22 protein-coding genes are annotated in these 20956 nt (G+C 72.9%); 12 read left to right on the forward strand and 10 right to left on the reverse strand.

The annotated features are described in order from the left end of the window. The first annotated feature begins 102 nt into the window (after positions 1-102). The 4 genes from EDD29_RS12490 to EDD29_RS12505 all read left to right on the forward strand — a co-directional run bounded on the left by EDD29_RS12490 (position 103) and on the right by EDD29_RS12505 (position 2685). Positions 103-900, forward strand: coding sequence for an SAM-dependent methyltransferase (locus EDD29_RS12490; RefSeq protein ID WP_246052738.1), 798 nt, complete (start codon positions 103-105; stop codon positions 898-900). Between the two features lie 52 nt (positions 901-952). Continuing rightward, on the forward strand, positions 953-1291 hold the full coding sequence (locus EDD29_RS12495; RefSeq protein ID WP_425454973.1) for an aldehyde dehydrogenase family protein: 339 nt from the start codon (positions 953-955) through the stop codon (positions 1289-1291). A gap of 82 nt (positions 1292-1373) precedes the next feature. Next, complete coding sequence (locus EDD29_RS12500; protein ID WP_170201376.1) at positions 1374-1880, forward strand: hypothetical protein; 507 nt, start codon at positions 1374-1376, stop codon at positions 1878-1880. Positions 1881-1890: 10 nt separating this feature from the next. After that, positions 1891-2685 (forward strand): hypothetical protein, encoded by a 795-nt coding sequence (locus EDD29_RS12505; RefSeq protein WP_148085938.1) that lies wholly within the window; start codon positions 1891-1893, stop codon positions 2683-2685. 236 nt (positions 2686-2921) lie between these two features. Here the strand turns inward: EDD29_RS12505 and EDD29_RS12510 are convergent, their stop codons facing one another. From EDD29_RS12510 to EDD29_RS12530, 5 genes are all read right to left on the reverse strand, one after another. Continuing rightward, positions 2922-3395, reverse strand: coding sequence for a hypothetical protein (locus EDD29_RS12510; RefSeq protein ID WP_123664561.1), 474 nt, complete (start codon positions 3393-3395; stop codon positions 2922-2924). 6 nt (positions 3396-3401) lie between these two features. Next, on the reverse strand, positions 3402-3788 hold the full coding sequence (locus tag EDD29_RS12515) for a hypothetical protein (RefSeq protein ID WP_170201221.1): 387 nt from the start codon (positions 3786-3788) through the stop codon (positions 3402-3404). A 183-nt stretch (positions 3789-3971) separates the two neighbouring features. Continuing rightward, on the reverse strand, positions 3972-4292 hold the full coding sequence (locus EDD29_RS12520; RefSeq protein WP_123664563.1) for a DUF4286 family protein: 321 nt from the start codon (positions 4290-4292) through the stop codon (positions 3972-3974). A gap of 82 nt (positions 4293-4374) precedes the next feature. Then, complete coding sequence (locus tag EDD29_RS12525) at positions 4375-5157, reverse strand: patatin-like phospholipase family protein (RefSeq protein WP_170201377.1); 783 nt, start codon at positions 5155-5157, stop codon at positions 4375-4377. A gap of 76 nt (positions 5158-5233) precedes the next feature. Further along, on the reverse strand, positions 5234-5863 hold the full coding sequence (locus EDD29_RS12530) for a class I SAM-dependent methyltransferase (RefSeq protein ID WP_123664565.1): 630 nt from the start codon (positions 5861-5863) through the stop codon (positions 5234-5236). 284 nt (positions 5864-6147) lie between these two features. Here EDD29_RS12530 and EDD29_RS12535 point away from each other — a divergent pair, with 284 nt between their 5' ends. Then, the gene (locus EDD29_RS12535; protein WP_246052739.1) at positions 6148-7695 is read left to right on the forward strand and encodes an AMP-binding protein; all 1548 of its coding nucleotides are present in this window, start codon (positions 6148-6150) and stop codon (positions 7693-7695) included. A gap of 47 nt (positions 7696-7742) precedes the next feature. On the opposite strand, the gene EDD29_RS12540 is transcribed toward EDD29_RS12535, so the two are convergent. Then, positions 7743-8639: an LLM class flavin-dependent oxidoreductase gene (locus EDD29_RS12540; RefSeq protein ID WP_123664567.1), complete on the reverse strand. Its 897-nt coding sequence runs from the start codon at positions 8637-8639 to the stop codon at positions 7743-7745. A 104-nt stretch (positions 8640-8743) separates the two neighbouring features. Here EDD29_RS12540 and EDD29_RS12545 point away from each other — a divergent pair, with 104 nt between their 5' ends. Beyond that, positions 8744-9337 carry a TetR/AcrR family transcriptional regulator gene (locus EDD29_RS12545; RefSeq protein ID WP_246052740.1) on the forward strand — a complete coding sequence of 198 codons (594 nt, stop codon included), beginning with the start codon at positions 8744-8746 and terminating at the stop codon, positions 9335-9337. A 15-nt stretch (positions 9338-9352) separates the two neighbouring features. On the opposite strand, the gene EDD29_RS12550 is transcribed toward EDD29_RS12545, so the two are convergent. Beyond that, positions 9353-10378 (reverse strand): aldo/keto reductase, encoded by a 1026-nt coding sequence (locus EDD29_RS12550; protein ID WP_123664568.1) that lies wholly within the window; start codon positions 10376-10378, stop codon positions 9353-9355. Positions 10379-10505: 127 nt separating this feature from the next. Here EDD29_RS12550 and EDD29_RS12555 point away from each other — a divergent pair, with 127 nt between their 5' ends. After that, positions 10506-11519, forward strand: coding sequence for a DUF418 domain-containing protein (locus tag EDD29_RS12555; RefSeq protein ID WP_246052741.1), 1014 nt, complete (start codon positions 10506-10508; stop codon positions 11517-11519). A gap of 40 nt (positions 11520-11559) precedes the next feature. Beyond that, positions 11560-14328, forward strand: a complete 2769-nt coding sequence (locus EDD29_RS47665; RefSeq protein ID WP_123664570.1) for an ATP-binding protein — start codon at positions 11560-11562, stop codon at positions 14326-14328. 43 nt (positions 14329-14371) lie between these two features. Here EDD29_RS47665 and EDD29_RS12565 read toward each other — a convergent pair whose 3' ends face one another. After that, positions 14372-14911, reverse strand: a complete 540-nt coding sequence (locus tag EDD29_RS12565) for a DinB family protein (RefSeq protein WP_123664571.1) — start codon at positions 14909-14911, stop codon at positions 14372-14374. Between the two features lie 55 nt (positions 14912-14966). Between EDD29_RS12565 and EDD29_RS12570 the strand changes: the two genes are divergently transcribed. Next, on the forward strand, positions 14967-15584 hold the full coding sequence (locus EDD29_RS12570) for a TetR/AcrR family transcriptional regulator (protein WP_211359674.1): 618 nt from the start codon (positions 14967-14969) through the stop codon (positions 15582-15584). 28 nt (positions 15585-15612) lie between these two features. Here EDD29_RS12570 and EDD29_RS12575 read toward each other — a convergent pair whose 3' ends face one another. After that, positions 15613-16674: an aromatic ring-hydroxylating oxygenase subunit alpha gene (locus EDD29_RS12575; RefSeq protein ID WP_123664573.1), complete on the reverse strand. Its 1062-nt coding sequence runs from the start codon at positions 16672-16674 to the stop codon at positions 15613-15615. Between the two features lie 81 nt (positions 16675-16755). Between EDD29_RS12575 and EDD29_RS12580 the strand changes: the two genes are divergently transcribed. The 3 genes from EDD29_RS12580 (at position 16756) to EDD29_RS12590 (ending at position 19542) form a co-directional block, all read left to right on the forward strand. Further along, positions 16756-17757, forward strand: a complete 1002-nt coding sequence (locus EDD29_RS12580) for a PDR/VanB family oxidoreductase (RefSeq protein WP_211359675.1) — start codon at positions 16756-16758, stop codon at positions 17755-17757. A 100-nt stretch (positions 17758-17857) separates the two neighbouring features. Beyond that, positions 17858-18424 carry a TetR/AcrR family transcriptional regulator gene (locus EDD29_RS12585; RefSeq protein ID WP_123664575.1) on the forward strand — a complete coding sequence of 189 codons (567 nt, stop codon included), beginning with the start codon at positions 17858-17860 and terminating at the stop codon, positions 18422-18424. A 395-nt stretch (positions 18425-18819) separates the two neighbouring features. Next, on the forward strand, positions 18820-19542 hold the full coding sequence (locus tag EDD29_RS12590) for a GntR family transcriptional regulator (protein ID WP_246052742.1): 723 nt from the start codon (positions 18820-18822) through the stop codon (positions 19540-19542). Positions 19543-19600: 58 nt separating this feature from the next. Here EDD29_RS12590 and EDD29_RS12595 read toward each other — a convergent pair whose 3' ends face one another. Continuing rightward, on the reverse strand, positions 19601-20884 hold the full coding sequence (locus tag EDD29_RS12595) for an amidohydrolase family protein (RefSeq protein WP_123664577.1): 1284 nt from the start codon (positions 20882-20884) through the stop codon (positions 19601-19603). Positions 20885-20956 lie beyond the last annotated feature (72 nt).

Raw genomic sequence — 20956 nt, forward strand, 5'->3', positions numbered from 1 at the left:
GGTACGGGGCCGGGTAGAAATCGCGATGAATCGAGATATTTTCGTTCGTGCGGCGTACGATGCCGGTGGAGATCGTTCGTCCCGTCCTCTGGGGAGTGCGCCGTGTCCGCTCAGCCGCAGATCGACCAGAGCGTGCCGCACCAGGCGCGGGTGTGGAACTACTTCCTGGGCGGCAAGGACTACTACGCCGCGGACCGCGAGTTCGCCGAGTCGATCATCGCGGCCTACCCGGCCATGCGGGACGTCGCCGTGGGCACCCGCGGCTTCCTCACCCGCGCGGTCCGGCATCTGGCGGCCGACCTGGGCGTCCGGCAGTTCCTCGACGTCGGGACCGGGCTGCCGACCGCGGGCAACACGCACGAGATCGCCCAGGCGATCGCGCCCGAGTCCAAGATCGTCTACGTGGACAACGACCCGCTCGTCCTGATGCACGCCAAGGCCCTGCTCAGGAGCAGCCCCGAGGGCGTCTGCCGGTACCTCGACGCCGACGCCCGCGACCCGCAGGGCATCCTCGACGCGGCCGCCGAGACCCTCGACCTCTCCCGGCCGGTCGCCCTCAGCATGCTCGGCGTGCTCGGCACCGTCTGGGACGACGCCCGGGCCCACGCGATCATCGACACCTTCGTCGCCGCCCTCGCCCCCGGCAGCTACGTCGCCCTGGAGGACGGCACCAACACCGTCAACGCCGAAGCCGCCTCCGACGCGGAGAAGGTCCGCGACGAAGAGGGGGGCTACGAGTACAGACTCCGCACCCCCGCCCAGATCCGAGGCTTCTTCAAGGACCTGGACCTCCTCCCGCCCGGCGTCGTCTCCGTCACCCGCTGGCGCCCCGCCCCCACCCCCACCGGCGCCCTCCCAGCCGAGGTCGACGCCTACTGCGGACTCGCCCGCAAACCCTGACCCGCCCCGGATCAGAAGGGGAAGCCGCGGGGGTGTCGCGGAGGGCGGCCCATTGGAGTTCGGTGAAGTCCTCTTCGGCGAAGCCGAGGCCGAAGCCCGTTTCCGCATCCCCGGCGAGGCGGTGCGCCTCGCCGTCACCAGCGAGTACGGCCTCTCCCTCGGCATCGTCACCCGCGACGCGATGCGCGGCTGGGAGTTCGCCCAGCGCGTCCCCACCGGCGTCGTGCACATCAACGACCGGACCGTGAACGACGAGGCCAACGCCCCCTTCGGCGGTGTCGCCGCGTCCGGCACCGGCTCCCGCTTCGGCGGCCCCGCCGCGAACGTCGAGGCCTTCACCGAGACCCGCTGGATCACGATGCGCGCCCAGGCGCCCACGTGCCCCTTCTGACCCGAGGCTCCGCCGCGCCCGCGCCGCCCATGGGCGGCGCGGGCGGAAACGGAATGCCGACGCGACGCTCAAGTCAGGGCGGATGACAGGGAAACTGTTATGTTTACTTTTGTCATCTGCGTTGTTTGAACGACTCTGGGCGGTCGGCATGGGTGAAGGAACGGCATATCCGGCGAAGCTGGATGAAGAACTGCGAAGACTCCGGGAAATGGGACTCAGTGTCTCCCCGGAACTGCTGATCAGGGGCACGCGGCCGACGGAGAGCTCCGCCTCGCTGGCGGAACCGCACGGTAAGGCGGATTCTCTGCCGTCGGCCAAGGGGTACTGGATCGGATCGCCCGGCCTGCTCGGCGCGGCGACCGAGGCGGAGTCCGTGATCCTCGAACTGCGGCAGTGGGCCGCCACCTCGCCGGACAACGCGGACGCGAAAGCGAAACTCCTGGAATTGTGGATCGCTGCGGAGCCGTTCCTCTCCGAGTCCGAACTCCGGGAACTCCGGCCGGACATCCTGGCGCGCGTCTTCGGTGGTGACGAAGGCCGCGTGAGCCTCAGCCGCAACAGCGGCGACGCGCAGGGCGGGGGTCGCTGACATGTCCGTGGTGAGCACACTGTGGGTGGACCGGGACTTCCAGGGCCTGTCGAAGACCTCGGACTCCGGGGGCTACCGGTACTACTGGAACCGATGGGGCGCCACGAACGACGTGTTCTCGTCGATGCGCGCCTGGGGGCAGGGCGACCGCGGGCACGCGTTCGCGTTCGAGCACATCGACTTCAACGGGAGGTTCGCGGCGCTCAACGTCGAGAGCGGGGCGAGCTCCTGGTGGTCCTACTTCGGCAGCTCGTTCAACGACGTGGTGTCCAGCTCCCTGCTCGTCGTGCGCGCGCCCAGCGACATCCTGGTGCCGCTGCGCCAGCAGGTCGCGCCCACCTTCGCGTCCATGTTCGACGCGCAGACCGCCGGAACCCAGCTCTCCCGGGAGGGAGACCCCCGCGTCTACGGGACGTTCTTCCCCGGCCACGACGCCGACCGCGTCTTCATGACCATCGACCAGGACCTCAACGTGGCGATCGACACCTGGCCCGACTACTCCGCCAACGTCAAGTACGACGTCGAGTTCTACCTCTCCGGCGGAAAACTCCACGGCTACGCCAGATGGTCGCATGTATGGGTCGAATCGGGGATCTTCTCCGGCGACGTCCACGACGCCATCGCCCCCCGCCTCCACGCGGCGAAGGGCGACATCACCTCGGCCATCGAAGCCCAGCTCGCCGTCTTCGCCGACATGAACTTCTCGGACACCTACCTCCTCCCCGGCCCCCAGCCCGACATGGCCCGGTTCGGGTACTTCGCCGCCCACGACGACGACATCTGCCTCGCCGTGGTCCCCGCCTGATCCCGGCCCCGTGCCCCGCCCGGCGGCGTCGGTACCGCTCTCCTGGCCCGGTCCGCGGCGCCGAGGAGGTCAGTGGCTCTACCGGGCGGGGTCGGCGCTCGAAGCGCGGGACGTCTCGTGCGCGGCGGAGGCGAGGCGGCGGCGGGTGGCGGGGAGGGACAGGTGCAGGCGTTCGGCGATCTCGTGGTCGCACAGGCCCTCGCGGGAGAGGGCCGCGGCGGACGCCTCCAGGGGGCTCAGGGCGCGGCTGCGCGGGGGAGGGGCGGCGACGCCCAGCGAAGTGAGGGCGGCCGCCGCAGAAGGCGGCCAGGTCGAACGCGGCGGGTGAGGCGGGTCGCGGCCTCGTCCGGGCGGTCGGCGGCGACGAGGGCGGCACCGAACGCGTGCAGGGAGTGGGCCCTCTCCGGATGGGAGTGGGTGTCCTCGAGGAGGCGCACGGAGGAGCCGAGCATCTCCAGGCGGTCCGGGCCCGGCTCCACCGAGGCCGCGTAGCGCAGGGCCCGGTCCATCGCGCGCGGAGTGCCCCACTCCTCGGAGACGGCGAGGAGACCGGCGGCGGCCTCCCGTGACTCCTCGTGCCTGCCGAGCAGAGCGAGGCAGCGGACCGGAGGGCCGCGCCAGCCCATGATGAGCGGGTTGGCGATCCCCACCGACGCGCAGTCGTCGCACAGCGTCAGGGTCCGCTCGTAGGCGCCGAGCGCGATCAGCACGGCGATCTAGCCGGTCGCGTAGATGGACGGGGTCACGCCGGGCACATGCGTCGCCCGCACCTGCCCGAGGAGTTCGGCGGCCTCGCCGTACTCGCCGCGCGCGGTGAGCGCCTTGAGCAGGACGTTCGCCAGGAAGGTCCGGGAGATCCCGGTCTCGGCGTGCTGGCCGATCTCCCAGGCCTGCCGCCCGTCGTCGACGGAGTCGGCGAGGTGCCCGCCGGAGCAGGAGTGCTCGGAGCGGTAGACGAGTGAGGGCGTCATCCCGCGTGAGGAGCCGGCGCGGGCGCTGTGCGCCAGCATCGCCTCCACCGACGGGAGCAGCGCCGACGGGTCGCAGGGCACGTCGGCCGCCTCGACGAGCAGCTCGGCGATGATCTGAAGGGTGTTGCCCACCCGCGTGTAGTCCCCCGGAGAGCACCCCTGGCACGACACTGACACGCCGCTGAAACCGTTCCTGAGCGGGCCGCGACCGGTTCCCGCCCGGGAGAGGGAGTCCGGGCGGGCAGGGACGATGGGATCAGGGGGTCAGGGCGGGTTCGACCGGGGGGAGGCCGGCGGATCCGTGCCCCGGGCGGGTCAGTCGAGGAGTTCGTAGACGGCGACGGTCGGGGGCGGGTCGAGCTGGAGGGCGTCGCTCATGGGGAGGCGGCCGTCTCCGGCACGGACGCTGAGTTCGGCGACGGTCGCGTCGAGGTCGTCGGATTCGATCTCGTAGACGGCGAGGTAGGCGTGTCCGGACGGGTTCGCCGCGTCGCGGACCTTGTAGCGGCGGGCGCGGACGAAGCCCGGCACCGCGCAGACGTCGGCGAGGTGGGTGCCGCTGTACCAGGCGTTGTACTCGTCCTCGCGGGCGGGATCGCTCGGCCGGGACTGGACGACCATGATGCCCTTCGGCAATTCAACGCCTCCATCGACAGGGGTGAGAATGGCATATCCAGTATAGAAGAATCATGCGTTCGACTCTGGGCGGCGTGACGGATCAGCGGGCGAGGAGCGGGGCCAGGATCGGGGCGACGGCTTCGGCCTGGGCCAGTCCGGCGCGGTGCGCGCGGGTCCAGGCCGTCACGTCCAGCGGGTCGGCGAGGGCGGCGGCGGAGGCGTCGTCGGGCACGACGCGGACGGCTCCCGGCGCCGGCGGCGCGCCGGGGAACATCCGGGCCATCGGCTCGACCAGCACGACCGTGCCGCCGGGAGGCGCGAGGTCGGCGTTGACGCCGGCGCGAAGGGCGCCGTCGATGTGCGGGGCGCCGTCGAGCACGACGGGCGGGGCGGTGCCGGGGAAGGCGGTGCTCGCGGCGACGACGCGGACGAGCGGGATCCCGTCGGCGGACGTCCAGACGCGGGGCTCGCCGGAGTCGGCGGCGACCGTCGGGATCAGCAGGCGGATGTCCGGCCAGGGCGGGTCGCCGCCGAGCAGCCACGCCATCCCGGCCACATGGACGGCTTCGGCGGCGGGCGCGGTCTCCATGGCGAGCCGTCCGGCGAGACGCCGGGTCTCCGCCGGATCGCCGCCCGCGCCGAGCAGCCCGAACACCTCGGGCAACCGGGGCGAGGGCCGGAGCGGGACCGAGTCGGCGGGCAGGTCTTCGAGCGCGGCGAGGTCGCGGCCGCCGCCGAGCACGGCCGCCGCGATCGCCCCGGCGGACGTGCCGACGAGGACGTCGGCCGAGGCGAGGTCGATCGAGCGGGCGCGCAGGCCGCGGGCGAGCCCGACCAGCCACGAGGTGCCGGCCGGCCCGCCGGGCCCCAGTACAAGTGTCACGGGAGGTTCCATGACCCCAGCCTGCGACCTCGACCAAGGTCGAGGTCAAGCGGGGGAGCGACGCCGCGGCGTCGATTCAGGAAAGGCGTGCCATCAGGTGGGTGTCGAGGAAGCCCCGCTCGGAGGCCGGGTCGTGGAGGAGCCGGGCGAACGTGCTGAAACCGGCCCCGGCCAGCAGGTCGGCGAACCGGTCCGCCGGCCAGCTGTAGGCGGGCGCCACCTTGTGGTCGAAGCGGATCGGCGCCGGTCCGTCGGTGCCGAAGAACGAGACGAGGAGCAGGCCCCCGGGCGCCAGGACGCGCGCCTGCTCGGCGAGCAGCGCGGGCAGCTCCTCCGGCGGGGTGTGGATCATCGAGTAGTGGGCCAGCACGCCGCCTAGCGCGCGGTCCTCGATCGGCAGGGCCTCCATCCGCGCCTCCGCGAACCGCAGCGCCGGGTGGGCCCGCCGGGCGTGGTCGACCATGGCCGGGGAGAGGTCGAGCCCGAAGGCGTCCAGCCCCAGGTCGTGCAGCATGGCCGTCAGATGTCCCGGCCCGCACCCGACGTCGGCCGCCCGCGGGTTCCCCGTCCCGCGCACCAGCTCGGCGAAGGTGCCGAGCATGGCCCGCGCGAACGGCTGCGTCTCCAGCCGGTCGGCGAACAGCGACGCGTACAGCTCGACGACCCCGTCATAGGCCGCCCTGGTCTCTTCCTGGTGCCTCGTCACGGGCAGCGAAACTAACACCCGCGGCGCGGTCGCGGGGCGCGAAGGGGGTGAGGAGGAGGTCGGGGACGGATTCCCACGCAGGGCGTCTCCGCCCTGTGTGTCGTCTCCTGACTCGGGATGGGGGCCGGCGGCGGTGCGCGCGGGCTGGGAGGGCGCGTGCGGGGATACTTCCTGCGGGCGATCCCGGGTTCGCGGCGCGGGGTGCGAGGGGCGTGTGGGCGCTGCGGGGCGGGGAATGGTCGGTGTTCGTTGGGTTGTGTCGGAATCCGGGAGGATTTGTGATTGTGCCGTTCGCTGTTTCCGACTTTCTGGAGCGGGCCGTGCAGGTGTACGGCGAGAGGGTCGGGGTGGTCGACGAGCCGGACCAGCCGGCGGCCCCGCTCGGCCCGCTGACGTACGCGGGGGTCGGGGCGCTGGCGCGGCGGCAGGCGGCGTTCCTCGACGGGCTGGGCCTCGGGCCGGGGGAGAGGGTCGCGGTGGTCGGCCACAACAGCGCGCGGCTGCTGACGTCGTTCTTCGGGGTGTCCGGGTTCGGGCGGGTGCTGGTGCCGGTGAACTTCCGGCTGCGGCCCGACGAGGTGCGCTACATCGTCGAGCACTCCGGCGCGCGGGTCCTGTACGTCGATCCCGAGCTGGACGAGGCGCTCCGGGACGTCACCGCCGAGCACCGGTTCGTGCTGGGCGACGACGCCGCGCTCTTCGCGCCGGAGGGGGCCGAGCCGGCGCCGTGGGAGCCGGACGAGGGCGCGACCGCCACCATCAACTACACGTCGGGCACGACCGCGCGGCCCAAGGGCGTCCAGCTCACCCACCGCAACCTCTGGGTCAACGCGGTGACGCTCGCGCTGCACGCCGGGGTCACCGACCGCGACGTCTACCTGCACACCCTCCCGCAGTTCCACGCGAATGGCTGGGGGATGCCCTTCGCGATGGCGGGGCTCGGCGTCCCGCAGGTGGTCCTGCGCAAGATCGACGGGGCGGAGATCCTGCGGCGGGTGGCGGCGCACGGCGTCACGGTCATGTGCGCCGCGCCCGCGGTCGTCGCCGCGGTGCTGGACGCCGCGCGCACGTGGGAGGGCGAGATCCCCGGCCGGGACAGGGTGCGGATCATCGTGGCGGGCGCGCCGCCGCCCACGAAGACGGTCGCGGCGGTGGAGGAGCGGCTCGGCTGGGAGTTCATCCAGATCTACGGGCTCACCGAGACGTCACCGCTGCTGACGGTCAACCGCGCCCGCGCCGAATGGGACGGACTCCCGCCCGAGGAGCGCGCCGCGAAGCTCGTGCGCGCGGGCGCCCCCGCGCTCGGCGCGAAGCTCAAGGCTCCGCGCCCCGAGGGCGGCGGGCACGGCACCGCCGAGGTGCTGGCCCGCTCGAACGTCGTGATGGAGGGCTACTGGGCGCAGCCCGAGGAGAGCGCGGTGGCCCTCGCGGACGGCTGGTTCCACACCGGTGACGGCGGCGAGATCGGCGACGACGGATATCTCACCATCACCGACCGCAAGAAGGACGTGATCATCACCGGCGGCGAGAACGTCTCCTCGATCGAGGTGGAGGACGTGCTCTTCTCCCACCCGGCCGTCGCGGAGGTCGCCGTCATCGGCGTCCCCGACGACAAATGGGGCGAGACCGTCAAGGCCCTCGTCGTCCTCGCCCCCGGCGCGGAGGCCACCGAGGCCGACCTCATCGCCTGGTGCAAGGACAAGGCCGCGGGCTACAAGGCCCCCACCTCGATCGAGTTCCGCGCCGAACTCGCCCGCACCGCCACCGGCAAACTCCAGAAGTTCAAACTCCGCGCCCCCTACTGGCCCGACCCCGACACCCGGATCCACTGACCCGCCCGCCCGCCCGCTCCGACGGCCGGGCGGGCGGCCTCAGCCCGCTATCCGACGGTCGGGGCGGCCGGCCGCGACGGGGTGATGAGCTCGTCGGCGACCCAGTGGGCCACGTCGGCGGGGTAGGGGTCGGGCAGGCCGAGGACGATGTGGTGGAAGCCCGCGCCGATCGCCTCGGCGATGGCGTCCCGGGTCGGGCCGGGGCGGTCGTAGGAGACGGGCAGGTGGATCGAGCGGGTGAGGGAGGCGGGGTCGCGGCCCAGTTCCGTGCAGTAGCGGTCCAGGAGGGCGCTGCGGGCGACGACGTCGGCGAGGTCGCCGCCGGGGATGTTCCACAGGTCGGCGTGCCGGGCGGCCAGGCGGAGCACGGGGGCCGAGCGGCCGCCGACGAGGATCGGCGGGTGGGGCCGCTGCACGGGCTTGGGGTTGCCGAACGCGCCGGTGAGGCGGTGGTGGGCGCCGTCGAAGTCGAACGGCTCGGTCTCGGTCCACAGCCGCCGGATGACGGTGAGGGATTCCGCGAGGCCCTCCACGGCGTGGGCGGCGTCGTGGAAGGGCAGGCCGTGCGCGTCGTACTCGCGCCGGGCGAGCGGGTGGGAGGGGCGGGAGCCCGCGCCGATGCCGAAGTCGAGCCGGCCGCCGGAGACGAGGTCGACGGTCGCGGCGATCTTGGCGAGGTGGGCGGGCGGCCGGAAGCGGTTGCTGGTCACGAGCACGCCGAGGCGCAGCCGACGGGTCTGCGCGGCGAGGGCCGAGAGCAGGGTCCAGCCTTCGAGGACGGGGCCTGCGGGGTCGCCGCCGATCGGCATGAGGTGGTCGAACAGCCAGGCGTGCTCGATCTGCGGGATCCGGTCGGCCTCGCGCCAGACCCGCAGGACGTCTGCGTACTCGACCTGCATGGGCGCGGTCATGATCCCGAAGCTCGGGTGGGAGGAACGCGGCATGGGACTCTCCATCCTGATCTGGCATGATGAGAACAGGAACGTTGTTCCGATTCAATGATACGGAACGCTGTTCCGCTTGTCTGGTCCGAGGTGGGGGAAACGGTTTGGCGCACGAGGGCGACGGCGACCCGGGGCGGGCGGCCCCGCGCAGACGGGCCGACGCGCGGCGCAACGAGCGGACGCTGCTCGACGCCGCGGCGGCGATCTTCGTGATCTCGGGGGTGGAGGCGCCGATCCGCGACATAGCGGCCCGCGCCGGGGTAGGAGTGGGCACGATCTACCGCCATTTCCCGACCAGGGCGGATCTGATCATCGCCGTCTACCGGCACCAGGTGGAGTCCTGCGCCGAGGCGGGTCCCGCCCTGCTGGCGAGCAGCGCCTCACCGCATGCCGCGCTCGCCCGGTGGGTCCACCTGTTCGTCGACTTCCTGGTCACCAAGCACGGACTCGCCGCGGTGCTCCAGTCCGACGAGGCCGGGTTCGAGGCGCTGCACGCCTACTTCATCGACCGCCTCGTCCCGGTCTGCTCCGACCTGCTCCGGGCCGCGGCCGACGCCGCCGAGATCCGCTCGGACGTCGACGCCTACACCCTCATGCGCGGTATCGGGAACCTCTGCATCGGCGCGGAGACCGACCTGCGCTACGACCCCCGTCGCCTGGTCGACCTCCTCATCGAGGGCCTTCGCCGCCCCCGCTGACGCCGCGCCGGGCCGTCAGGCGGCGGAGCGGTCCCCGACGGGGCGGCGGCGCAGGTCGGCGTGCAGGAGGGCCGGGGGGAGGTAGGCCATGTCGAGCGTGCCGACGTCGGTGCCGGGCGGGACGATGGCGTCGATCCGGTCCAGGACGTCGTCGGTGAGGGCGACGTCGACGCCGGCGAGCAGGTCCTCGAGGTGCGCCATCGTGCGCGGCCCGATGATCGCGCTGGTCACGCCGGGGTGCGCGATCGCGAACGCCATCACCAGGTGCGTCATCGGCAGGCCGGCCTCCGCGGCGAGCGGGATGAGCCGTTCGACGGCGTCCAGGCGGCGCTCGTCGCTGAGGTGCCGGTAGCGGGCGGCGCGCAGCAGGTCGGTCCGCTGCCCCTTGCGGACGCGCCCGGTGAGCAGCCCCTGCGCGAGCGGGCTCCACACCAGCGTGCCCATGCCGTGGCGCTGGGCGACGGGCAGCACCTCGGCCTCGATGCCGCGGCTGAGGATCGAGTAGGTCGGCTGCTCGGTGCGGAACCGCTCCAGGCCGCGCCGCTCGGCGACCCACTGGGCCTCGACGATGTCGGAGGCGGGCATCGTCGACGAGCCGATCGCGCGGACCTTGCCGGCGCGCACCAGGTCGGAGAGCGCGGAGAGCGTCTCCTCGATGTCGGTGTCGGGGTCCGGCCGGTGGATCTGGTAGAGGTCGATGCGGTCGGTCCGCAGGCGGCGCAGCGAGTCCTCGACCGCGGTCATGATCCAGCGCCGGGAGTTGCCGCGGCGGTTGGGGTCGTCGCCCATCGGCAGATGCAGCTTGGTCGCGAGCACGACGTCGTCGCGCCGCCCCTCGAGCGCCTTGCCCACGATCTCCTCGGACTCGCCGCGGGAGTACGCGTCGGCGGTGTCGACGAAGTTGATCCCCGCGTCCAGTGCGCGGTGGACGATCCGGATCGCGTCGTCGTGGTCGGGGTTGCCGGCCGCGCCGAACATCATCGCGCCGAGCGCGTAGGGGCTGACCTTGATGCCGGTCCGGCCGAGTGTGCGGTACTGCATGGGGTTCCTCCCGAGAGGGCCGTCCAAGGGTCGGCGCGGCAGTCGACGCCGTAGCTTGGGACTAGCGGAATGCTCTTCCGAACTATACGGAACCATGTTCCGGTTATGCAAACGAAGGGGAGTCGCCGTGCGGGACCGGCCGCGGGTTCTCGCGCTGGACGTGCTGCGCGGATTCGCGCTGTGCGGGATCCTCCCGGCGAACCTCGGGCCGATCGCCGAGGAGGCCGGGTTCGGGACGGCCGGATTCGGGACGGACCGGGGTGGGACCTGGCTGCCGCTGCTGGTCGAGCAGCGGTTCTTCCCGATCTTCTCGGTCCTGTTCGGCATCGGTTTCACGCTGCTGCTGGAGTCCGCGGGCCGTCGGGTACGGCGGCCCCGGGTCGTCCTGCTGCGCCGGCTGCTGGTGCTCCTCGCCCTCGGACTGGCCCATCTGTCCCTGCTGTGGCAGGGCGACGTGCTGTCCCTCTACGCCGTCGTCGGCCTGTGCGTGCTGCTGCCCTCGACCTGGCTGCCGCGCTGGAGCGTCGCGGTGCTCGCCGGGGTGCTTCTCGTGGCGCCGCTCGCCCTCGGCGGCGGCGGGGCGCCGCTGGTGCCCGGCCTGCTGCTGCTCGGTGCGGCGCTGACCCGGTACGGCGTGCTCGATGGGTTCGAGCGCTCCGTCCGCGTCCCGGCGGTCCTGGGCGCGGTGTGCGCGGCGGCCGCGGCACCCGCCCTCCGGCTCCAGTTGGAGGCTCCACCCGGGGACGAACGCTGGTCCGCGTTCGCGGGCCTGCTCATGGCGGGCGGCTACGTGTCCGTCCTACTGCTCCTGCTCCGGACACCGCTCCGTCCGGCGCTGGCCGCGATCTTCGCCCCCCTGGGCCGGATGTCCCTCACCCACTACCTGTCCGCTACGGTCCTGGTCCTAGCCGCCGCGCCTTTCCTCGCGGACCCGTCCGGCGCCCCGCGACCGGGCATGATCTTGATCACCCTGGTGGCCGTCCTTCTCCTCCAGTGGACGGCGAGCGTGCTCTGGCTCCGCCGCCACCGCCGGGGCCCGGTGGAGTGGGTGTGGCACCTCCTCACGTGGGCCCGCCTCCCCGCACCGCTCCGCCGTGAGACGGTCGCGCCATCACCCACCGTGCGCGGGGCCGACGGTTAATCGTTCGAAGGGCGTCGGGGTCGGGTGGCATGCTTGAGGGGTGGATTCTCCTCCCCTCGTAGGTCGTGTCCGGGACTTGAAGCGGCTCAGGAAGGCGCTGGCCGAGGTGCCCTCGATCGTGCTCGTGGGCGGCGAGGCGGGGATCGGGAAGACGCGGCTGGTGCGGGAGTTCGCGGAGCACGCCGGGGCCACGGTGCTCAGCGGCGGGTGTGTGGAGCTCGGCTCGGACGGGCTGCCGTTCGCGCCGTTCAGCGCGGCGCTGCGCGGGCTGGTGCGCGAGGTGGGGGTCGAGCGGGTCAGGGAGCTGCTGCCGGGGGCGAGCGGGCTGGCCCGGCTGCTGCCGGAGTTCGGTGAGGCCGGCGAGGCGGGCGGCGAGTCGCGCGCCCGGATGTTCGAGCTGGTCCTCACCCTGCTGGAACGGCTCGGCCCGGTGGTGCTGGTCATCGAGGACGCGCACTGGGCCGACCGGTCCTCACGCGACCTCCTGGAGTTCCTCATCCGCAACCTCGGCGGCCGCGTGATGATCGTCGTCACCTACCGGAGCGACGCCCTGGACCGGGCCCATCCGCTGCGCGGGCTCCTGGCCGAGCTGGCGCGGGTCCAGTTCGTCGAGCGGATCGAGCTGCGGCGGTTCACCCGCGCCGAGACCCGGCGGCTGCTCCACCAGACGCTCGGCCGCGAACCGGACGAGGCGCTCGTCGAGCAGGTCTTCCAGCGCAGCGAGGGCAATCCGCTGTTCGCCGAGGCGCTGGCCGGGATCGACGGCAGGCTGCTGCCGGACTCACTGCGCGACCTTCTGCTCATCGGCTTCCAGCGCCTGCCGGAGGAGACCAGGGAGCTGCTGCGGGTCGCCGCGGCGGGCGGCACCCGGTTCGCGCACGGCCTGCTCACCGCGGTCGCGGGCCTCGACGACATGGCCCTGAACCGGGCGCTGCGCCCGGCCGTCGCGGCCAACGTCCTCGTCGCGGACGGCGACGGCTACTCCTTCCGGCACTCGCTGATCCGCGAGGCCGTCTATGACGATCTGCTCCCCGGTGAGCTGAACGGCCTGCACGTCCGCTACGCCGAGGCGCTGACCGCGCAGCCGTCGCTGGTCGCGCCGGGCCGGGCCGCGGGCGAGCGCGCCTACCACTGGTACGCCGCGCACGAGCAGGCCAAGGCGCTGGAGAGCGCCTGGGAGGCGGCCGAGGACGCGGCCCGCCAGTTCGCGCACGCCGAGGCGCTCCGGATGCTCGAACGCGTCCTCGAACTGTGGGACAGGGTCCCCGACGGGCGGCGCGCGCCCGTCCGGCGGCTCGAGGTGCTGAGCCGCGCCGCCGATTTCGCCGCGATGGCCGGCGAGGAGGAGCGGGGCATCCAGTTCGCGACCGAGGCGCTCAAGGAGGCGGAGACCCCGGAGGAACGGGCGAAGCTGCTGGGCGTGCGCGGCCACCTGGCGCTCGGGCAGAACCGGCTCGAGGGGCTGGACGACATGCGCGGCGCCATCGCCGCGCTGCCCGAGGGCAAGGTCAAGGCGCGGGCGCTGGCGCAGCTCGCCGTCCGCCTGAACAAGCTGCCGCACGGCATGCCGGAGACCACCGCGTCGGTCGAGGAGGCCCTGCGGATCGGCTGGAAGGTCGACGACATGACCGCCGTGGCCAGCGCGCTGATCACCCGTGCGCTCCGCCATCCCGTCCCCGACGCCGAGCGCCTGGCGATGCTCGACGAGGTCGAGCCGCTCCTCTCCCGGAGCGACGACTACGACGACGTCCTGCGCCTCGAACTCGCCCGCTCGCACGTCCTGGAGGGCATGGGCCGGCACGAGGACGCGATCCGGGTGGCCCGGCTCGGCATCGCCAAGGCCGAGGCGTACGGGCTGATCCGGACCACCGGCACGGTCCTGGGCATCAACGTGGCCGAGCCGATGATCGCGCTCGGCCGATGGGACGAGGCGCTGGCGGTCATCGAGCGGGCGATCGAACGGAGGCCGCTGCGGCGGCACCGGGCGGGGCTGCGGTTCATGGCGGGCGCCGTGCACATCGCGCGCGGCGAGCTCGACGTCGCGGACGTCATGCTGGCGTCCGCGTGGGCGACGACGACCGACGGGCCGCTGCGGCGGGCCGAGGACTACCTGCCGATCGTCCACATGGAGATCACGCTGCGGCTGGCCGAGGGCCGGCCGGATCTCGCGCTGGCCGCGGCCGCGCGGCTCATCGAGCCCGCCGACATGAGCGACGAGACGCGGTACACCTGGCCCGCGCTGGTCGCCGCGGTGTCGGCCTGCGCGACGCCCGGGGACCTCGCCCCGTTCGAGGCGCGGGCGGCCGCCATGGAGGCCAGGGGCGAGCTGCAACGGGCGCACCGCCTGACGTTCGAGGCGCACGCCGCCCGGATCCGCCGCGAGCCGCAGGACTGGGCGCCCGTCCGGCAGGCGTGGACGGACCTGTCCCGCCCCTACGACCTGGCCAAGGCCCTGCACCACTCGGCCGAGCACGCCGCGGCCTCCGGCGACCGCGCCGCCGCCCTGGCCTTCCTCGCCGAGGCCGCCCCCCTCGCCGAATCCCTGCGCGCCAAGCCCCTGTCCGCCCAGATCACCGCCCTCCGCTCCCGCCTGCGCACCACGAGCCCCGCGCACGGTCTCACCCCCCGCGAACTCGAAGTCCTGCGCGCCCTCGCCACCGGCCGCTCCAACCGCGAGATCGCCGAGGCCCTCTTCATCTCCGCCAAGACCGTCAGCGTCCACGTCAGCAACATCCTCGCCAAGCTGCACGCCGCCACCCGCACCGAAGCCGTCGCCACCGCCCACCAGGAGGGATTCCTCTCCGCCTGACCGCCGGGCGAAGCCGCGGCCGGCGACGTCGCCGGCGGGCCGGTCACTCCCCGGTTCGGCCGTCGACGGACTCGCGGAGGAGGTCGGCGTGGCCGTTGTGGCGGGCGTACTCCTCGATCAGGTGGCAGAGGATCCAGCGGGCGCTGGGGTGGGTGCCCTCACGGGTCGGGTTGACGGCGCGGACGGCGAGGCCGGCGGTGGTGAGGACGGCGGCCAGGGCGGCGCGGGAGCGGTCGACCGAGGCGTGCCAGAGGGCGAACAGGTGCTCCGGGGTGTCGGCGGCGGCCGAGTGCCAGTCCCAGTCCGGGTCCGCGTGCCAGTCGACGGCGTTCCAGGGGGCCGGGTGGGGGGCGCCGTGGAGGCGCAGGGTGAACCAGGTGTCCTCGACGTAGGCGAGATGCTTGAGCAGACCGCCCAGGGTCATCGACGAGGGTCCGACGGTGGCGCGCAGGCCCGCGGCGTCGAGGTCGCGGCACTTCCAGGCGAAGGTGGCGCGCTGGAAGTCGAGGAAGCCGGTCAGGGTGGCCGCCTCGTCGCCGTCCAGGGGCGGGACCGGCCTGCCGTACTCGTCGACGTCGCTCATGGGGGTCAGCCTACGGGCGGCCCGGGGAGCGCGAGGGGGCGAATAAACTCGGGGCGTGGTGAGACTGAGGGCCGAGGACCGGCGGCGGATGATTCTGCGCGCGGCCGGGGACCTGTTCATCGCCCGCGGCTTCGCCGGGGTGACGATGGAGGACGTCATCGCGGCGGCCGGCGGCTCGAAGTCCACGATCTACCAGCAGTTCTCGGACAAGACCGACCTGTTCCGGGCCGCGGTGGAGAGCCTGCTGGACGAGCGGTCCGAGCCGCTGCGGACCTTCGTGCCGAGCAGCGCCGACCTCGCGCGGACCCTCGTCGAGCTGGGCCGGGACTTCGCGACGGTGGCGCTGTCGCCCGAGTCGATCGCGCTGCACCGGCTCGTCAGCGCGGAGGCCGAGCGGGTTCCGGGGCTGGGCGAGGCGTTCTTCGACCACGGTCCGCGGGCCGGTCAGCGGGTGCTCGGCGGGGTGCTCCAGGCCGCCGCCGACGCCGGGCTCGTCGCGATCGAGGATCCGATCCTGGCGGCGGCGCAGCTGTACCAGGCGATGCTCGGCGACGTGCAGATGCGGCTGCTCACCGACTCGCCGCAGGTCCCGACGGACGAGGAGATCGAGCGGAGCATCGCGTACGCCGTGCGGGTCTTCCTGCACGGGGTCGCGCTCCGTCCGCGGGAGTGACGCCGCGCGGACGGAGCCCCCGAAGGCGTCAGCCGACGGGCTGCGGGGCGGGCGCGGCCTCTTCCGCGGCCATCAGCGCCACATGGCGGCGCAGGAGCAGGCCGGGCCGGTCCGCGGCGACGCTGAGCTCCTCGGGGGTGCCGCCCTCCTGGCCGCAGAGGTCCTCGACCCACCGCATGCCCTCGACGTCCTGGTGGAAGACGTACCGCTGAGTCGCGCGGCACTCCTCGTCGACCGCCGCGTCGCCGACGGCGGCGTCCCGGGAGACCGCCCAGAAGTAGTGCGTGCTCGTCTTGGTCGCCGGGGTGAACGCGTGCAGGAAGTTGACGAGGAAGTCGACCCTGCCGTCCGCCTCGGGCTCGGCGAGGCTGTACCTGGCGAGCGCGTAGTGCAGGGCGGGGCCGTCGAACCAGGCGTCGGTGTGCCGGACGGAGGCGGGCGCGCCCGAGCCGACGAGCTTGGCGAGGTAGGGCGGCATGGAGCCCGACGGCATCGTCAGCGATGAGCGCACCTTCATCCCGACCGCCTCGACCTCCGGCCGGGCCCGCGCGAACTCCAGGCTTCGGAACACCGTCCCGTGCAGGAACGGCAGGTGGGTGAGGTCCATGACGTTCTCGTGCATGCGCAGGTAGGCGGACTCCACGAAGAAGTAGTCGGCCACGGTGGCGAAGTCCGCGCTGGTCAGCCAGGGCGTGGCGGGCAGGTCGGCCGTGCGCGCGGCCGCCGGATCGCCGGTCCAGATCCAGACGAACGGCCCGGCCTCGACGACCGGGTAGGCGTGCAGCCTCAGGGCCGAGGGGACGGAGTCCTGGGAAGGCACCTCGGCGCACGAGCCGTCCGTGCGGAACCGGATCCCGTGGTACCCGCAGGTGATGACGTCGTTCTCGACCCTGCCGCGCGACAGCGGGAACGAGCGGTGCGGGCAGCGGTTCGACAGCGCGACGGGCGCGCCGTCGGACGCGCGCATGAGCAGCACGCTGCGCTCCAGGATCTGCCGCTCGAGGGGTTCCGCGGTCAGCTCGCTCGCGAGCGCGGCGACGTACCAGTGGTCGCGCAGCAGGGGGGTGGTGTTGTCGGCGAAACGTTGCATGGCGTCTCTGTCTCCCTGTCGGAGGCTCCGGGCGGGGGGGTTCTTGCCCGATTTGTGTACTGTACATTACAGTACACAAGCGTGACCCAAGCCACAATCGCCCCCCGTACCGTTGGAGCCGCCGCCGTGGAACGCGAACCCTCCGAGCGCCTGTCCGTCGTCGTGCACTCCCGCCGTCTCGACGGTCCCGACGTGGTCGTCCTCGACCTCCGCCGGCCGGACGGCGGCGCGCTGCCGCCGGCCGCGCCCGGCGCCCATCTCGACGTGCACCTGCCCGGCGGCCTGATCCGGCAGTACTCGCTCGCGGGGGACTCCGCCGACCGGAACCGGTACGTCCTGGGCGTCCTGCGCGCGCCGGACTCGCGCGGCGGATCGGCGGCGGTCCACGCGCACCTGCACGAGGGCGCGGGGCTCGAGGTCTCGCCCCCGCGCGACGCGTTCCCACTGGTCGATCGCGGCGGCCGGGCGCTGCTCCTCGCGGGCGGCATCGGCATCACCCCGCTGCTGGCCATGGCCCGCCTCCTCGCCGCCGAGGGCCGACCGTTCGAGCTGCACTACAGCGTCCGCGAGCGGGCCAGGCTCGCGTTCCTCCCGGACCTCGACGCGCTGGGCGCCTCGGTCCACCTGCACGTCGACGGCGAGGGCGCGCCCCTGGACCTCGCCGGACTCGCGCACGGCAGGGGGGCGCGCGACGACGTCTACGTCTGCGGGCCTCCTGGGTTCATCGACGGGACGACGGAGACGCTGATCCGGCTCGGCTGGCCCGCCGGGGCCGTGCACACCGAGCGCTTCACCCGGGAACAGCCAGGCCGGGAGGGGTCGTTCACCGTCGAGGCGAAGCGCTCCGGCGTCCGCTGCGCGGTCCGGGAAGGGCAGAGCATCGCCCAGGCGCTCGCCGAGGCGGGCGTGCCCGTGTCGCTGTCCTGCGAGAGCGGCGTGTGCGGAACCTGCCTGACCCCGGTCGTCGCCGGGGTCCCCGAGCACCGGGACGACTACCAGACCGACGCCGAGAAGGCCGCGAACTCGATGGTCACCATCTGCTGCTCCGGCTCGCGCACCGACCTCCTGGTCCTCGACCTCTGACCCGCGACGGGCCCGGCGGCCGGGCGGCGAGGGGGAAAGCGGACGGGGAGCGGGCGCGCCCGTGACCCGGTGGGGGAAGGAGCCGGAGAGGGGGCGGAGCATGGATGACGCGGAGCGGGACCGGGTCGTGGAGGCCGCGACGCGGCTGTTCGCCGAGCTCGGATACGACCAGACCGACAGCACGCTGATCGCGGAGACCGCGGGGGTGAGCGCGGCCGATGTGCGGCGGGAGTTCGGCGGCAGGCGCGAGCTGTACATCGAGGTGTTCCGCCGGCTCCAGGCCGCCGAGTGGCTGCTGCTGCGCGCCTACACCGAAGGCGGCGTGGACCGGGAGGGCGCCCACCGCTTCATCGACGCCTACATCGACTTCTCCCTCGAGCACCGCGAGCACGCCGCGCTGTGGACCCAGCGCCGGATGAACGACGCGGCCGACCTGCGCGAGGTGGAGACCGAGTTCGTCGTCCCGCAGACCGCCGCGTCCCTCGAGGCGTTCGCCGCGCTCTTCGACGACGGCGTCGATCCCGAGCTGATGATCTGGAGCGTCACCTGGATCGTCCAGGCGTTCACCCTCGCCGGCCTCCCCGGCACCGCCGAGCGGGTGGGCCCCAGGTCCGTCGCCCGCTTCCGCGCCCACCTGCACTCCCTGGTCGACCGCGCACTGAGATGACGACCCGGCCTGGCAGAGGTCTCAGCCGGCCGGTCGCCGCAGGCGTTCGCGGACCGTCGCGCGGTCGACGCCGAGCCGTGTCAGGAGTTCGGCCGCGGGGTCCGGCGGCACCTCGCCGACGGCCGGACCGGCCGTGCACCGTCGAGATCAGGGCGCGGTACCCGGCCCGGTGCCCGCGCGCCCGCTGACGTATCGGAGTGCTCCGTGACGGTGCCTCGCGCCCGTCACGGAGCGCTGTTCCCCGACGGACGAGGAAAGGCTGGTGAGGCGGAGATCATGTCGAGTTGGGATACGGGGCGTGACCTGGATATCTTATTCTCTATAGAAGAGACGGCGCGTGGCCGTCCAGGGGTCGTAGGGGGATGAGGGCGATGGCGCGCCGGCGGGAAGCTGTGGTGGCGTTGCCTCCGGAGGAGGAGAAGGTCGCGCTGCCGGGGGAGAATCTGGCGCGGCTCAGCAGTGGTGAGCAGGTGCGGCTGTACGTGCGGCGGCTCATCTTCGACGGGGTGCTGCGGCCCGGCGCGCGGATCCCGCAGGGGGCCATCGCCGAGACGCTGGGCGTTTCGCGGATCCCGGTGCGCGAGGCGCTGATCGCGCTGGAGCGCGAGGGCTGGACCACGATCATCCCGCACCGGGGCGCCTTCGTGAACGCCCTCGACGAGCCCTCGGTCCGCGACCACTACGAGCTGTACGGGATGTTCTACGGGTTCGGCGTCCGCCGCGCCGTCGAGCGCCGCGGCCCGTCGCTGGGCGAGGCCCTGAAGCCGATCCAGGACAGGATCATGGCGGCCGGGGACCCCGGCACGCTGCACCGCCTGACGATGGACTTCCACCGCACCGTCATCGACGCCGCCAACTCGCCCCGCCTCCGCACGATGCTCCGGCAGATGACCGACATCGTGCCCGGCAACTTCTTCGAGCTGGTCCCCGGCTCCGACGTCGTCGAGCGCGAGGGCACCGCCGCCATCCTCAACGCGATCGAGCGCAACTACCCGGAGATCGCCGAGCGCGAATACGCCACGATGCTCCGCCGCCAGGGCGACCTCGTCGTCACCCTCCTTCAGGACCGCGGCATCTTCGACCCCACCGAAGCCCCGCACGACGAGGACGACGACTAGTCCGCCAAGTGATGCCGTCGAACGGCGGTCGGGGACTCCCCGGCCGCCGTTCCGCGGTTCAGGCCGTGGCGTTCTTGGCCAGGGTGCCCATGTCGATGCCGACGGCCTTCTCGAAGCGGCCGGTGTCGGTGGCGCGGATGGTGACGTCGTGGTCGCCGGCCTCGGCGCGGAGGGCGCCGACGGTGGCGTCGGCCTTGGTGCGGCCCGCGACGAAGGGATCGAAGGAGTACCAGCGCATGGCGTTCTGGTAGGTGATCTTGTTGAGGTCCTCGGCGGAGACGCCTTCGGAGACGGCCATGAGCTCTTCGGGGGCGTTGGGCCAGGAGCTGTCGGAGTGGGGGTAGTCGCACTCCCAGGCGATGTTGTCGATGCCGATCATGTGGCGGAGCTGGACGCCGACGGGGTCGGAGATGAAGCACGTGAGGAAGTGCTCGCGGAAGACCTCGCTGGGGAGCTTGTCGCCGAAGTCCTGGCCGGTCCACAGGTGGTGCATGTCGTAGGTGCGGTCGAGCCGGTCCAGGAAGTAGGGGATCCAGCCCGTGCCGCCCTCGGACAGGGCGAAGCGGATGTCGGGGAAGTTCTTGAGGACGCGGGACCACAGGAGGTCGGCGGCGGCCTGGCAGACGTTCATGGGCTGGAGGGTGATCATGACGTCGATGGGGGCGTCCGGCGCGGTCACCGACAGCTGGCCCGAGGAGCCCAGGTGGATCGACAGGACGACGCCCTCGTCCGAGGCGGCCTTCCACAGCGGGTCCCAGTAGGCGTTGTGGAAGCTGGGGTAGCCGAGGGTGGCGGGGTTCTCGGTGAAGGTCATGGAGCGGCAGCCCTTGGCGGCGACGCGGCGGACCTCGCGGGCGCACTCCTCGGCGTCCCAGAGGATGGGGAGCGCCATGGGGATGATGCGGCCGGGGTAGGTGCCGGCCCATTCGTCGATGTGCCAGTCGTTGTAGGCGCGCAGGACGGCCAGGGCCAGGTCCTTGTCCTCGGCCGCGGCGAAGAGGCGGCCCGCGAAGCCGGGGAAGGACGGGAAGTTCATGGAGGCGAGGATGCCGCCGGCGTTCATGTCCTTGATGCGCTCGTGGATGTCGTAGGTGCCGGGGCGGATCTCGGAGAAGGCGGTCGGCTCGATGCCGTACTCCTCCTTGGGGCGGCCCGCGACGGCGTTGAGGCCGATGTTGGGGATGATCGAGCCGTTGAAGGTCCAGACGTCGGAGCCGTCCTTCTTGGTGATGACCTTCGGCGCGGCGTCCCGGTACTTCGCCGGGATGTGTTCGTCGAACAGCGTCGGGGGCTCGACCACGTGGTCGTCCACGCTGATCATGATCAGGTCTTCGGCCTTCACGGTGCTCCTCAGGGTGGGGGATCGCGGGGGCTGGGCGCTGAACCAGGGTCTCACTAGAGTGAACCGCAGTTC

The organism is Actinocorallia herbida (assembly GCF_003751225.1).
Lineage (GTDB): Bacteria > Actinomycetota > Actinomycetes > Streptosporangiales > Streptosporangiaceae > Actinocorallia > Actinocorallia herbida.

Excerpts from the sequence above, each read along its gene's own strand:
- EDD29_RS12500 (WP_170201376.1), top strand. The coding sequence starts at position 1,374 with ATGACAGGGAAACTGTTATGTTTACTTTTGTCATCTGCGTTGTTTGAA.
- EDD29_RS12540 (WP_123664567.1), bottom strand. The coding sequence starts at position 8,639 with ATGCCGCGTTCCTCCCACCCGAGCTTCGGGATCATGACCGCGCCCATG.
- EDD29_RS12550 (WP_123664568.1), bottom strand. The coding sequence starts at position 10,378 with ATGCAGTACCGCACACTCGGCCGGACCGGCATCAAGGTCAGCCCCTAC.
- EDD29_RS12565 (WP_123664571.1), bottom strand. The coding sequence starts at position 14,911 with ATGAGCGACGTCGACGAGTACGGCAGGCCGGTCCCGCCCCTGGACGGC.
- EDD29_RS12575 (WP_123664573.1), bottom strand. The coding sequence starts at position 16,674 with ATGCAACGTTTCGCCGACAACACCACCCCCCTGCTGCGCGACCACTGG.
- EDD29_RS12585 (WP_123664575.1), top strand. The coding sequence starts at position 17,858 with ATGGATGACGCGGAGCGGGACCGGGTCGTGGAGGCCGCGACGCGGCTG.